14 protein-coding genes are annotated in these 12,649 nt (G+C 71.3%); 9 read left to right on the top strand and 5 right to left on the bottom strand.

Going from position 1 to position 12,649, the window contains the following annotated elements; translation table 11 throughout:
* The first annotated feature begins 196 nt into the window (after positions 1–196).
* From ACVNF4_RS03250 to ACVNF4_RS03225, 6 genes are all read left to right on the top strand, one after another.
* Positions 197–1,210, top strand: a complete 1,014-nt coding sequence (locus ACVNF4_RS03250; RefSeq protein WP_461801104.1) for a LacI family DNA-binding transcriptional regulator — start codon at positions 197–199, stop codon at positions 1,208–1,210.
* A 126-nt stretch (positions 1,211–1,336) separates the two neighbouring features.
* Positions 1,337–2,122, top strand: coding sequence for a class I SAM-dependent methyltransferase (locus ACVNF4_RS03245; protein WP_461801124.1), 786 nt, complete (start codon positions 1,337–1,339; stop codon positions 2,120–2,122).
* Positions 2,123–2,131: 9 nt separating this feature from the next.
* Complete coding sequence (locus tag ACVNF4_RS03240; RefSeq protein ID WP_461801103.1) at positions 2,132–2,482, top strand: zinc ribbon domain-containing protein YjdM; 351 nt, start codon at positions 2,132–2,134, stop codon at positions 2,480–2,482.
* Between the two features lie 188 nt (positions 2,483–2,670).
* Complete coding sequence (locus ACVNF4_RS03235; RefSeq protein ID WP_461801102.1) at positions 2,671–4,350, top strand: SulP family inorganic anion transporter; 1,680 nt, start codon at positions 2,671–2,673, stop codon at positions 4,348–4,350.
* 11 nt (positions 4,351–4,361) lie between these two features.
* Entirely contained in the window at positions 4,362–4,742 is a 381-nt protein-coding gene (locus ACVNF4_RS03230; RefSeq protein ID WP_461801101.1) for a pyridoxamine 5'-phosphate oxidase family protein, read from the top strand.
* A gap of 3 nt (positions 4,743–4,745) precedes the next feature.
* Entirely contained in the window at positions 4,746–5,171 is a 426-nt protein-coding gene (locus tag ACVNF4_RS03225) for an ATP-binding protein (protein ID WP_461801100.1), read from the top strand.
* 73 nt (positions 5,172–5,244) lie between these two features.
* Here ACVNF4_RS03225 and ACVNF4_RS03220 read toward each other — a convergent pair whose 3' ends face one another.
* Positions 5,245–5,490, bottom strand: coding sequence for a hypothetical protein (locus tag ACVNF4_RS03220; protein ID WP_461801099.1), 246 nt, complete (start codon positions 5,488–5,490; stop codon positions 5,245–5,247).
* On the opposite strand from ACVNF4_RS03220, the gene ACVNF4_RS03215 reads away from it, so the two are divergent.
* Positions 5,489–5,944 carry a PASTA domain-containing protein gene (locus ACVNF4_RS03215; RefSeq protein WP_461801098.1) on the top strand — a complete coding sequence of 152 codons (456 nt, stop codon included), beginning with the start codon at positions 5,489–5,491 and terminating at the stop codon, positions 5,942–5,944. The two genes, ACVNF4_RS03220 and ACVNF4_RS03215, sit on opposite strands and share 2 nt — an antisense overlap.
* 206 nt (positions 5,945–6,150) lie before the next feature.
* On the opposite strand, the gene ACVNF4_RS03210 is transcribed toward ACVNF4_RS03215, so the two are convergent.
* Both ACVNF4_RS03210 and ACVNF4_RS03205 read right to left on the bottom strand, forming a co-directional pair.
* Positions 6,151–6,336, bottom strand: coding sequence for a hypothetical protein (locus ACVNF4_RS03210; protein WP_461801097.1), 186 nt, complete (start codon positions 6,334–6,336; stop codon positions 6,151–6,153).
* A 1,064-nt stretch (positions 6,337–7,400) separates the two neighbouring features.
* Positions 7,401–8,837 (bottom strand): carboxylesterase/lipase family protein, encoded by a 1,437-nt coding sequence (locus ACVNF4_RS03205; protein WP_461801096.1) that lies wholly within the window; start codon positions 8,835–8,837, stop codon positions 7,401–7,403.
* 115 nt (positions 8,838–8,952) lie between these two features.
* On the opposite strand from ACVNF4_RS03205, the gene ACVNF4_RS03200 reads away from it, so the two are divergent.
* Positions 8,953–9,930 carry an Lrp/AsnC family transcriptional regulator gene (locus ACVNF4_RS03200; protein ID WP_461801095.1) on the top strand — a complete coding sequence of 326 codons (978 nt, stop codon included), beginning with the start codon at positions 8,953–8,955 and terminating at the stop codon, positions 9,928–9,930.
* A 44-nt stretch (positions 9,931–9,974) separates the two neighbouring features.
* Here the strand turns inward: ACVNF4_RS03200 and ACVNF4_RS03195 are convergent, their stop codons facing one another.
* Positions 9,975–10,661 (bottom strand): TetR/AcrR family transcriptional regulator C-terminal domain-containing protein, encoded by a 687-nt coding sequence (locus tag ACVNF4_RS03195; protein WP_461801094.1) that lies wholly within the window; start codon positions 10,659–10,661, stop codon positions 9,975–9,977.
* A 117-nt stretch (positions 10,662–10,778) separates the two neighbouring features.
* Between ACVNF4_RS03195 and ACVNF4_RS03190 the strand changes: the two genes are divergently transcribed.
* Positions 10,779–11,918: an oxygenase MpaB family protein gene (locus tag ACVNF4_RS03190; RefSeq protein WP_461801093.1), complete on the top strand. Its 1,140-nt coding sequence runs from the start codon at positions 10,779–10,781 to the stop codon at positions 11,916–11,918.
* 162 nt (positions 11,919–12,080) lie between these two features.
* Here the strand turns inward: ACVNF4_RS03190 and ACVNF4_RS03185 are convergent, their stop codons facing one another.
* Entirely contained in the window at positions 12,081–12,608 is a 528-nt protein-coding gene (locus ACVNF4_RS03185) for an SMI1/KNR4 family protein (protein WP_461801092.1), read from the bottom strand.
* Positions 12,609–12,649 lie beyond the last annotated feature (41 nt).

Below are 12,649 nucleotides of genomic sequence, written 5' to 3'. Positions count from 1 at the left end.
CGACGATGTGTGGGAGCGCTCCCAACTGGAAGCGTTCCCAGTGGCGTCCAGGCCTTCCGGGTGTGGTCGATATCGTGTGGTGAGCTGCTGAGGCTGTCAAGAGTGAACGTACGACGCACTCTTCACACGGCGATGACCAGGCCCTACAGTCCCGTGTCTGGAAGCGCTTCCAGACGACAGACGGGGATCACGGTTCATGGCAGCAGACGCAGCCCGCAGCAGGCCGACACTCGAAGCCGTGGCCGAACTCGCGGGGGTGTCCCGCTCCGTGGCCTCCCGGGTCCTGAACGACGCCCCGTACGTCAGCCGCGTCAAACGCCAGGCCGTGGAGCGGGCCGTCAGAGAACTCGGCTACGTCCCCAACCCGAGAGCCCGCGCGCTGGCCACCCGCCAGACGGGAGCGGCCGCACTGATCGTCTCGGGCGAGGACCCGTCGATATTCGCCGACCCCTTCTTCGGCCAGGTGATCGTGGGGGCGTCGGCCGCGCTGGAGGCGGCCGACCTGCACCTGATGCTGTGCCTGGCCGCCTCCGACCGGGGCCGCGCCCGGGTGGAGGCGCTGCTGCGCTCCAAGGGCGTCGACGGCGTCATGCTGATGGCGCTGCGCGAGGGCGACCCGCTGGGCCGCATGGCCGAGGAGACGGACCTGCCCGTCGTGTACGGCGGACGCCCGGTGGGCCGGGCCCCCCGCTGGTACGTGGACGTCGACAACGTCGGCGGCGCCCGCGAGGCGACCGAGTACCTGATCAGCCGGGGCCGCACCCGCGTCGCCGCGATCTGCGGACGGCTCGACACGGAGGCCGGGCGAGCGCGCCACCGGGGCTACCGGGACGCGATGCTGGCCGCCGGCCTGCCTCCGCTGCCCCCGCAGGAGGGTGACTTCGGCGAGCCCAGCGGCGCCGCCGCGATGGCCGCCCTCCTCGCCGACCACCCCGATCTGGACGGTGTGTTCGCCGCCAACGACAACATGGCGGCGGGGGCGCTGCGCACCCTGCGGGAGCGCGGACGCCTGGTGCCCTCCGGCGTCGCCGTGGTCGGGTTCGACGACCTCGCCGTGGCCCGCATCGCCGACCCGCCCCTGACCACCGTCCACCAGCCCATCACGGCCCTCGGCCGGGAGATGGCCCGCATGCTGGTCGCACTCGTCGAGGGCCAGGACCCCACGCCGCTGATCCTGCCGACGAGGCTGGTGATCCGCGCGAGCGCTTGACGGCCGGACCGGCGCTCCCCGCCACGGAGCGCGCCGGACACGGCGGATTTCCAGCCATCGGCCGTGATCGTGGCTAGTCTCTGCCGCGTGACCGCAGACGACGTGAACCGGCGGTGGACACGGTCCATGCCGGATGCCTACGAACGCCACCTGGTGCCGGTGTTCTTCCGGCCCTTCGCCGAGGACATGGCCGCGCGGGTGGCGGCGCTGGGCTCCGGCAGGGTGCTGGAACTCGCGGCCGGGACGGGGGTGTTGACCTCGGCGCTGCTCGACGCGGCGCCCGGTGTCCGGGTGGTGGCGACCGACCTCAACGAGGCGATGGTCGCGGCCGGGTCGGCACGGGAGCCGCGGGCCGAGTGGCGGCAGGCGGACGCCCAGCGACTGCCGTTCGGGGACGGCGGGTTCGACCTCGTCGTGTGCCAGTTCGGGGTGATGTTCTTCCCCGACAAGCCCGCCGCCTACGCCGAGGTGCGCCGGGTCCTGGCCCCGAACGGACGCTTCCTGTTCAGCAGTTGGGGCCCACTCGCCTCGCACGGCTTCGGCGCCGCCTTCCAGAACGCCCTGGAGGAGTCCATGCCGGGCGGCGCCCCCTCGTTCCTGACGGACGTACCCCACGGCTACACCGACCGGGCCGTCGTCGCCGAGCACCTCACGGCCGCCGGTCTCTCCCTGGCCTGCGCCGAGGAGGTCACCCTGCACGGCGTCGCGGAGTCCGCCGCGTCCGTCGCCGCCGGGTTCCTCACCGGCACTCCGGTGAGTGCGACGGTCGGGGCGCGCGAGGACGCGCAGGCCGTCCAGGACGCCGTCACGGAGAAGATGACGGAGGTCCTCGGCGCCGGACCCGTGACCGCGCCGATGACGGCGACCGTCTACCTGGCGCGCGCGGGGGAGGGGCCGGTGAGCGGCGGTTAGGCTGGCGGGATGATCGAGAACCTTCCCCCTTGCCCCAAGTGCTCCTGCGAGTACACCTACGAGATGAACGCCTTGGTGGTCTGCCCGGAGTGCGGCCACGAGTGGGCGCCCGCCGAAGAGGCCGCGAGGGGCACCGGGGAGCGGGTCGTCAAGGACGCCGTCGGCAACGTGCTGAGCGACGGCGACAGCGTGGTCGTCGTCAAGGCGCTCAAGGTCAAGGGGAGCCCCTCCGGGATCAAGGCCGGGACGAAGGTGCGCGGGATCCGGCTGGTCGACGGGGTCGACGGGCACGACATCGACTGCAAGATCGACGGTTTCGGGGCGATGCAGCTGAAGTCGAGCGTGGTCAAGAAGGCCTGACCCCGGTGGTTCTGCGCATGGCGTCCACCTGATGCTGAATTGCTAAAGTTGGCAATTGGTTAGATGCTATGTTCGCTGCGTCCGCAGGTTGCCGCGGGCGCGGCACTTTCGTGTCCGCCCCCTGGTGGGGCCTGTGAGGAGAGCCGAGGGGCCGTGTCCGTTCCGCTGTGCCAGGCCGGGATCACCCGATGAGCGCCCTGTCCGATCGGATCGTGTCCCTGCTGCCCGGCCGCGCCGACCTCGCCGGTATGCGCCGCGCCCCGCGCCGGGACCTGCTCGCCGGCCTGACCGTGGCGATCGTCGCGCTGCCGCTGGCTCTCGGCTTCGGGGTCTCCTCGGGGCTCGGCGCGGAGGCGGGGCTCGCGACCGCGGTGATCGCCGGCGCCGTCGCGGCCGTGTTCGGCGGCTCCGACCTCCAGGTGTCGGGGCCGACCGGTGCCATGACGGTCGTCCTCGTGCCGATCGTGGGCGAGTACGGGCCGGCCGGTGTCCTCATGGTGGGGCTGATGGCCGGGGTCATGCTCGTCGCGCTCGCCGCGCTGAAGGCCGGCCGGTACATGCGGTACGTGCCCGCGCCCGTCGTCGAGGGGTTCACCCTCGGGATCGCCTGTGTGATCGGCCTCCAGCAGATACCGAACGCCCTCGGCGTGCCCAAACCCGAGGGTGACCGGGTGCTGGTGGTGGCCTGGCGGGCCGTCGAGGAGTTCGCGAAGGCGCCGAACTGGACCGCGCTCGCCTTCGCGGGCGCGGTGGCCGCCGTCATGCTGGCCGGGGCGCGGTGGCGGCCGACCGTGCCGTTCTCGATCGTCGCCGTGATCGCCGCGACGGCCGTGGCGCAGCTCGCCCACCTCGACGCGGCGAAACCGATCGGCGACCTGCCGTCCGGGCTGCCCGTCCCGTCCCTCGCCTTCTTCGACGCCGGTTCGCTCGGCACGCTCCTCGCCCCCGCCGTGGCCGTCGCGGCGCTGGCCGCGCTGGAGTCGCTGCTGTCCGCGTCGGTCGCCGACGGAATGACCGTCGGCGGGCGGCACGACCCGGACCGGGAGCTGCTGGGGCAGGGGCTCGCGAACATCGCCGCCCCGCTGTTCGGCGGGGTCCCGGCGACCGGCGCGATAGCGCGGACGGCCGTCAACGTCCGTACCGGCGCGCGTTCCCGGCTCGCCTCCCTCGTCCACGCCGCCGTCCTCGCCGTCATCGTCTTCGCGGCGGCCCCGCTGGTCTCGAAGATCCCCCTCGCCGCGCTCGCCGGGGTGCTGCTGGCCACCGCGATCCGCATGGTGGAGGTCGGCTCGCTGCGGGCGATGGCGCGCGCGACGCGGTCCGACGCGCTGATCCTCGTCCTGACCGCCGTCGCCACCCTCGCCCTGGACCTCGTCTACGCCGTCGTCATCGGCCTCGTCGTCGCCGGTGCCCTCGCGCTGCGCGCCGTCGCCAAGCAGGCCCGGTTCGACCAGGTGCCGCTCGACCGGGGCGACCACTCCGCCGAGGAACACGCGCTGCTGGCCGAGCACATCGTCGCCTACCGCATCGACGGGCCCCTCTTCTTCGCCGCCGCCCACCGGTTCCTGCTGGAGCTGACCGACGTCGCCGACGTCCGCGTCGTCGTCCTGCGCATGTCGCGGGTCTCGACGGTGGACGCCACCGGCGCGCTGATCCTCAAGGACGCCGTCGAGAAACTCCACCGGCGCGGCATCGCCGTGCTGGCCTCCGGGATACGTCCCGGTCAGCGCCGGGTGCTCGACTCGGTGGGGGCGCTGGAGCTGCTGGGCGCCGGTGAGTACGCGACGACGCCCGAAGCGATCCAGGGGGCGCGGGACCATCTGGAGAAGGCCGGCGTGCTGCCCGCGTCCGGGGAGGTCCTGAGATGAGGACGCCGCGCATGACCGAGGTCTCCGGCGCGGAGGCCGTGTGGCTGCTGGAGGGCAGCAGCCTCGGACGCCTGATGTATCCGCAGCGCGACCTGACCGTCGTACGGCCCGCCCGGCACGTGTGGGAGTGCGGCCGGTTGGTGGTGCGCACGCCGGTCGCGGCGACGGCCGTCCCCGCGACGGTGACGTACCACGTCGAGGAGATCCGTGCCGTGCAGGGCACCGGGTGGACGGTCACCGTCAGCGGGTCCGCCGAGGTGCTGGACGACGTGGACGAGGCCGCCCACTACCGCAGGACCCTCAGCGGCTGGGCCCATGGGCCGCACGACACGTTGTTGCGTCTGCACCCCAAGACGGTGACGGGGTTCCGGCTCGCCCGTGCGGAGGTGTGAGCGGTGGGGTCGGAGGTCCTGCCCCACCGCCATGTCCTCACTCTGCCCGCCGAGCCCTCCGCCGTCCGCGTGGCCCGTGAGACGGCCGAACAGGCCCTGGTCGAATGGGGGATAGGGCTGCGTCACCCGGTGGCCGGTCCGGCCCTGCTGATCCTCGCCGAACTGGTCACCAACGCGGTACGGCACGCCGCCGTGTCGTCCCCGACGGTGACCGTGACCTACGCGGCGGGCCCCGGGTGTCTGGCCTTCTCGGTCCACGACCGCCACCCCCGCCGGCCGTCGCTGCTCGAAGCGACCACCGGCACCGGCTCCGGCTCCGGCGGGCTGGCCACCGTCATGGATCTGGTTCTCGCCGGGGACGGCGCCGTCGGGGTCCGCACGGACGCCGACGGCCGGGGCAAGTCCGTCTGGATCACCCTGCCCCTCTGATCGCCTTCGTTGCCGGCTGACCGTCATCGAACGCCGCATCACGGAATGTTCACACCGTCCGCACATCTGGCATTCATGCCTCAATATGGTTGTCCAGCACCACATGTGGGGGGATCATGCGCAAGCGCACCGTCATCACCGTTCTGGCCGCCACCGGGCTCCTTGCCCTGACGGCCTGCGACCCGGCTGTCAGCGGCAGCGGGGCGAGCAGCGTCACCGCATCGGCATCGGCATCGGCATCGGCATCCGGCACTCCGGCGCCGACGGGCGCGGTGAAGGGCGGCGGCACCAAGGCGAAGAACGGCACGCTGCCGGACATGAAGGGCAAGGGCCTCCAGGCCGCTCAGGACCAGGCGCAGGCCGCCGGCTTCTACGGCCTCACGTCGCACGACGCCCTCGGGCGGGGGCGTATGCAGGCCTTCGACCGGAACTGGAAGGTCTGCTCGCAGACCCCGGCCCCCGGTGAACACCCGACGGACACGAAGGTGGACTTCGGGGCGGTCAAGCTGGACGAGAACTGCCCTGCCAAGGACGGAGGCACCGTGCCGGACGCAGGGGCGACGATGCCCGACTTCAGAGGCAAGTCGGTCAAGGTCGCCCGCCGGGCCCTCGACTCCTCCACCGGCATCACCGTCAAGGACGTCTCCGGCGAGAGCCGGATGGTCCTCCTCGAATCCAACTGGAAGGTGTGCACGCAGGATCCGAAGCCGGGGGCCGAGCTCGACGGGCAGCCTGTCGAGTTCGGTGCGGTGAAGTTCGGGGAATCCTGCTGATCCTTGTCCGCCGGTGGGGTCCCGCTGTTTCCCGGGCCGAGCGGCGTGAGCGCTCGCGGGTTCCGGGGCGGTTGAGGAGCGTGGCCGAACCGGGGTCGGGTGTCCGGTGAGTTCGGTGGGACGATGCGGAGGTCAACGGCGGCTCAGGGGCGGGTGGTTGGCGTAGTGGCGGGCCGTCGTGCACATCGCGTCGGTGTGCGCGGTCCTCAACGGTCCTCGCGTTCGGCCGCCGTCGGTGCCGTGCCGCCGCCGAAGGACAGCTTCAGCATGCGGGCCTGCCCGCAGCGTGGGCACTGTCGGTCGGGACCCGCTGCGGTGGGGCGGCACTTGAGGCGGCACGCGGGGCACTTGAGCCAGGTGACGCCGGTTCCACGCAATGACGTGATTCTCATGTGAACCCCCTCGACACGGCCTGTTGAGTTGCTAACATTAGCAATTGCTGATGTCAGTGTTGTTGGATGCGCTGGCACTTGCCCTCGCCCGCGGTCGCCATCTGGATCGGCGCCGCGGGCGGGGGCGGTCCAGATGGCCTCATCGGGAGACGCCTGCTCCTCGCCATCGGCGCCGCGTCACGACTCCAGCCGCAGATCGGCAATATCCGATGCGAGAGCGTCCAGCATTTCTCCCCCGTCCTCACTCTCCGATCTCCCTGCATTCTCGCGCTGTGTAATTCCCTGGCAGGCGGCCCGAGCGGTGTCCCAGACGGTGTCACCGAACGCCGACTCATGGTCCGGCCGTGCAAGGGAGATGCCCAGCTCAGAGCCCGAGCCTGGCGGTCGAGGTTCGGGACGGTCTTGTCGAGTCCGTGGCGGTTGAGGTAGCGCACCGGCTTGCGCCCCAGGTTCGTGGTCGGGGCGTACACCACCTGTAGGGCGGGACAGAGGTCCAACACGAAGTCGACCGCAGTGGAATGTGTGATCCCGGCCCATGGACTGGGCTTCGGCGCTTTCCACGCCAGACCTGCTCCACGCGGGTGGGCCGGCTCGCGCAATCCCCTCGAACTCCGGCCGACCGGACTCCGAATTCCCTCGCAGCCGATCTCCGCCTCGGGAACGCCGACTGAAGTGAGAACGGCACTGCATCCAGCCGCTGAACAGGGTGTCGCCGGACCGGAGGGCGATCACGTTCTCAGCCCCGCCGCTCTGCTCGACGGCGTAGAAGGCGTGCGAGTTCGGCGTCCTCGCTGTCACCCCGGCCGCGGGGTGAAGTTGCAGGTGCTGTGTACACCGATCGTCTCGTGGTTCCGCCGCCAGATGCCACCGGCCGCCGGCGCCACGGCGCTGCACCCCGATCGGGTGTCGGGACCGGTGGCTTCGGGCGCCCGCTGGCAAATGCCGTGCCCGGTATGGAGAGAGGGCTCTACGAGATCACCGTCGCCTGCCTTGCGGAAATCGGAACCCCTGTGAACGGCGTTGTTCTCCCGGCGGACGGAAGACGTGCGTCGAGACAGTCCCCCTCAGCCGAAGCGCCGCACGCGGGCGGCGGTCGCGGGAGCGTAAGGCAGCCAGTCCCCCACCGTTCCGGTGGCGACGAACTCGGCGAGAGCGGAGGCGAATTCGTGGCCGAGAGCGCGCTCGGTGGCGCCCGCGCCGGTCAGTACGGGGCTGTCGGGGAACGCGTCGAAGGTGTTGAAGAGGAAGGGGAGTTCGGCGCAGTGGGTGGCGCCCAGGCCGTTGGGGTCGTGGGTGGGGGAGTGGTCGAAACGGTAGACGTAGGTGGTGTTGCCGCCGGCCGCGTGGTGGTCGGCGATCTGGAGGGAGCCGTCGAGGAAAAGGCCGTCGGTCTGTACCGCGGTGAAGATCTGCGCCGGTGTCGCCCGGGGGAGCCGGGTGGTGTACCGCTGGTAGACGTCGAGGGCTGTCCGGCGGCCGACCTGGGCGGTGAGGATCTCCAGGGCGGTGTCAGCGGTGAGGTCCTGGACTCGGGGGTTGAAGGCGAAGAACGCCGTCGCCTCGTCGCGGGTGGTGCCGATCAGTAGTTCCTTGCCCTCCAACGCGCCGTCGGCAAGGGCCTGTTGCCGGGTGCGAGGCATGCCCGGGGCGCCGAGGACCGGGTACATCGGCGGGGCGACGTTGCCCGGAGTGGCGAGCTGGACGGAGAGCCGGCCGTAGGCGTCCAGCAACTGTTCGGCCGGCAGGGCGCGCAGGGCCTTCGCGGTGTCCGCGCCGGTCGGGATGTCCAGCAGGCGCAGATAGGTGCCGGCGTTCTCGGCGGCCTGCTGCGGATCCTGCGGTTCCAGGCCGAACGGGCCGCTCTGCAGCAGCAGTCGGCGGACGGATCCGCTCGTCGCGGGGTCGAGCGCGAGCGACAGGGCCGAGTACGCCCCGGCGGACTGCCCGCCGACGGTGACCGTGCGCGGGTCGCCTCCGAAGGCGGCGATGTTGTGCCCCACCCAGCGCAGCGCGGCGGCCTGGTCCTGGGCGCCGAGGTTGGCCGCGCCGATCTCCGGGAGATAGAGGTAACCCAGCGGCCCCACACGGTAGTTGGCGGTGACGACCACGATGTCACCCAGCGCGGCGAGGCGCCCGCCGTCGTACCAGTCCCAGCCGCCGGAGCCGCTGGTGAAGCCGCCGCCGTGCCACCACAGCAGGACCGGCCGGGGTCGGCCGTCCTCCAGCGCCCGGCGCGGGGTGAAGACGTTCACGGTCAGGCTGCCGTCCTCGTTCCAGTCCGGCACGCGCCGTCCCTGCACCTTCTCCAGCCGTGAGGCCGCCTGCGGCACGGACGGGCCGGCCGTGGCCGCGTCCCGTACGTCCGTCCAGCCCGGGTGAGTCTGCGGCGCGGCGAAACGCAGCTCGCCGACCGGCGACGCGGCGTACGGGATTCCCCGGAAGGAGACCGTCCCGCTCTCCGCGACTCCACCGACCTTGCCTCGGTCCGTGTCCACCACCATGTCCCCACCTGCTCTTTCTCGTCTCGGATGCGTTGAGACATTTCTAGGCCGAGGTGAGAGCTTTGAACACAAGAAGCTTCGTCAATCGGCAAAGAAGGACATACGATCTCGATTTATGGAGAAAGTGTGCCAACCACTGGATGAGACAGACAGCCGGATCACCGCGGCGATGCTGGCTGCCCCGCGCGCTTCCTGGCGCACGGTCGGCCGCGTCCTGGGCATCTCCGAGCGCACCGTCGTACGCCGTGCGGCGCCGCTGTTCGGCGGCGGCACCCTGCGGGCCACGGCCGTCCGCAACCCCGTGCACTTTCCCGAGCTCGTTCCGCTGGCCCTGCGCATCCGCTGCAAGCCCAACCGGATCCGTGCCGTCGCCGCCACCCTCGCCCGCCGCTCCGACACCGTCTGGGTGGACGTCCTCGGCGGCGGCGACGAGATCTGCGCCGTCCTGCACCTCGACGGGCCGGACGCCCGCAACGACCTGCTGCTGCGCGATCTGCCCGCCACCCCCGCGGTCCTGTCCTGGACGTCCCACGTCATGCTCCGCGTCTTCCCGGCGGCCTTCGACTGGAGCGGCGGTCTGCTGACACCGTCGGAGCTGGCCGGCCTGCGGCCCGGGACGACCGAGCGGTCCGGCGCGTCCGTCCTCCAGCCTCTCGACCACCGGCTGATCACCGCGCTGGTCCAGGACGGCCGGGCCTCCTACACCGACCTCGCACGCCGCGCGGACACCACCGCCCTCACCGCCCGCCGCCGGGTGGAGTCACTGCTGAACGGCCAGGTCATCAGGCTCGCGGCGGAAGTCGACCTCGCCCGGCTGGGGATCCGCGCCGAGGCTTTGCTGTGGATCACCGTCGCACCCGGTGGGCTGGAGGAGACCGGGCAGCGGCTCAGCCGTCACCCACAAGTCCGCTTCGCCTCCGCCGTCACCGGCCCCGCCAACCTCCTCGTCGCCGTCGCGGCGACCGACCTCGACGCGCTGTACGAGTTCCTGAGCGGCACCGTCGGCGCGCTCGGGCACATCGCCACTGTGGAGGTCGCCCCCATCCTGACCGGTGTCAAGAGAACCGGCCTGGTCCGCTCCGGCAGTCTCTGAGCCGATCGCGGTGATCCGTGCGAGTGGCCTCGGCGGCGTCGCCGTCACACCGGCCCGAGGAGAGTCGCCTCGATCCCCCGGACGAACACCTCGACGCTGAGCTCCAGTTGGCGCCCGTCGTAGGTGTCGACCCCCCGTTCGACGATGCGGGAGAGATGCTCGAACGCCTCGGGATCGCGCCCCGCGACCAGTTCGCGGGTGAGCCGTGGCCGGAGGCGTTCCCCGCTGCGGGAGACGTGGATGACGTCCCGGGCGTGGGCCCAGCAGAGGTTGGTGAGCAGGGCGAGTGAGCGTACGGCGGCCTCGTCGTCGAAACCGGCTTCGGTGAGCTTGCCCGCGAGGGCCTCCGCGGGCTCGATGAACGGCGCGTAGAGGGAGTCGTCCGGCATGAGGTGCTCGGCGAGGGCGTCGGCGGCGATCAGGCTCTCGGTGAAGGCCGTGGCGTAGCTCCGGCACGCTTCCTGCCAGGATGCCTCGGCGGGGATCTCGATCGCGGACGAGCTGCGGGAGAGCGAGTCGAGGGCCAGCAGGCGCAGCAGCGACGCGCGGTCGCTGACGTGGTGGTTGACCGCCTTGCGGTCGACGCCGAGCTTGTCGGCGACGGCCTGCATGGTGACCGCGTCGCTGTCCAGGGAACGGGCCGCCTCGATGATGCGCGGCAGGTCGATGCCGGCCCGCCGGCCGCGAGTTCTGCGGGCGCCGGACGACGATGCCCGTTCCGTGACACTCATGACCTTCTGCCCTCTCCCGCCCCGCCGGGGTTGACGTGGCGTGGCCCCGAGCATAGCTTGCTGTCCATCTTAATTCCCGGGCGGGAATTGAATCGGAGCCGATCGAAGGAGACCGTGATGAGCGCAGTCGCCGCGGGCCACGGCGGGAAGCCGGCCAAAGTGAAGATCACCAGGGAGGACCTCCTCGGCACCGAGAAGCGCTGGCGGCGCTTCGGCGAGCCGACCCCCGCGGGCGGCTCGCTCAACGAGGACGGCACCCCGGACCACGGCCTCTTCGGCCCCGGCAGCGTCGCCTGGGAGGTTCTCCTGCACCCGGCGACCATCGTCTTCCTCAACGCCGCCCAGAGCGCGGTCCAGGTCAAGGGCTACAACCCGGTCAACGCGGGCCTGCGCGACCGCGACCCCATGTCCCGCAAGGCCCGCGAGGGCACGCTGACCATGATGGACGTCTTCGACCGGCTGTCACGCAACTCGGGCATGCACGCGCCCATGTGGCTCGGCGACTCCAAGACCGCCGCCCTCATGGCCAAGCACCTGCACAACATCCACAAGAAGGTCGTCGGAGACGTCATCGACACCGGCCGTCCCGAACTCGGCGGCTACGACGCGAGCGGACCCCGCGACGCCATGTGGGCGGCGCTCACCGAGATGCATCCCATGCTGCGCGTCTACGAGGCGTTCGCCTTCCGCGACGGCAAGCTCCCCCACCGGCTCTCCCCCGAACAGCGCGACCGGTTCATCGCCGAGACGGGGGCGTATCTGAGGCTCGTCGGCGCACCCGAGGAGGACATCCCCACCACGATGGCCGAACTGGGAGCCCTCTACGAGAAGTACGCCGACCTCTTCGAACCCAGCGAGACGGTCTACGACATGCCCGACACCGGCGAGCACTGGCTCAAGCTGGTGGCGAAGACGGTGGCGAAGAACTTCCACATCTCCCACCTGCGCGCCGCGATCCCCTACGCGCTCCAGTCCCCCCTCATCGAACTCCCCGTCATGGGCACCCTCCCCGCCAAGATGCGCAAGTCGATGGGCCTGTCCCCGCGCAAGGACAAGGCCGCCGTCCTGGCCGCGAAACTCTTCCTCCCCATCGCCTGGCTCATGCAGCAAGGCCCCTACGAGCGCTACATGCTGCGCCGCATGTGGGGCCCCGACAGCATCCGCCTCCTCGAATCCGCCCGCCGCCTCCACGAACAGACCCTCGCCGAACGCGCCGTGGACCGGCTGGGCGCGGGCGCGGCTGCCGGCGGGGGGTGAACTTCCCGCCGCACCGCGGACAGTCCGGTGAGCATGCCGGTGGATCTGACGCTGATGGCCGAGCACCGGCGGGGCCACGGGGCGATGTGTGATGCGCCGTGCAGCGCGACCGCGGACGTGCTTCGGATGCGGCAGATCCTGTCCGGCTCGGCGGCGTCTCGCCTATCCGTCGGGTTCGAAGAGGTGCTCGTCCGTGGGCAGGTCGGGGAAGTACTCGGACCGGATCTCTCCGGTCAGCAGCGCGAGCAGGAACGAGGTGCAGGGTCCGGGGTGGTGTTCCCATTCCGGCCCGCGGCCTTCGTTGATCCAGACGGACCAGTTCTCGGGTTTCCGGCCGGGGGCGGAGAGGAGGTAGAGGACTTCGCCGCCTTCGTCTTCGTAGGCCCAGGGGATCAGGCGGGCGCCTTCCTGGGCGAGTTCGGCGGGGCGGGGTTCTCCTCGGCCCCACAGGAGTCGCAGCGTCTCGCTGCACTCGGCGTCCATGGAGATCAGGTCGTGGCGTGGGCGTGCGCAGCCGGGCTCCAGGAGCCAGACACTGTCGTCGAACAGTCCGCCGCCGTAGGTGTCGACCAAGTCCTTGTAGTCCTGTGGCAGTTCGGTGCCCAACTGCGCCTCCACCACGGCCCAGTCCTTCAGGGTCGTGTCCGGGGGCGGCACCAGTTCCGTGAGGCGGGTGAGGGAGGGATGCATCAAGTGATCGTTTCATTGATTCCCCACCCCGCCGCGCTGGT

Source organism: Streptomyces sp. S6 (assembly GCF_054880855.1).
Note: the sequence above shows the minus strand (reverse complement) of the source record. Positions and strands in the feature narration are given on the sequence as shown.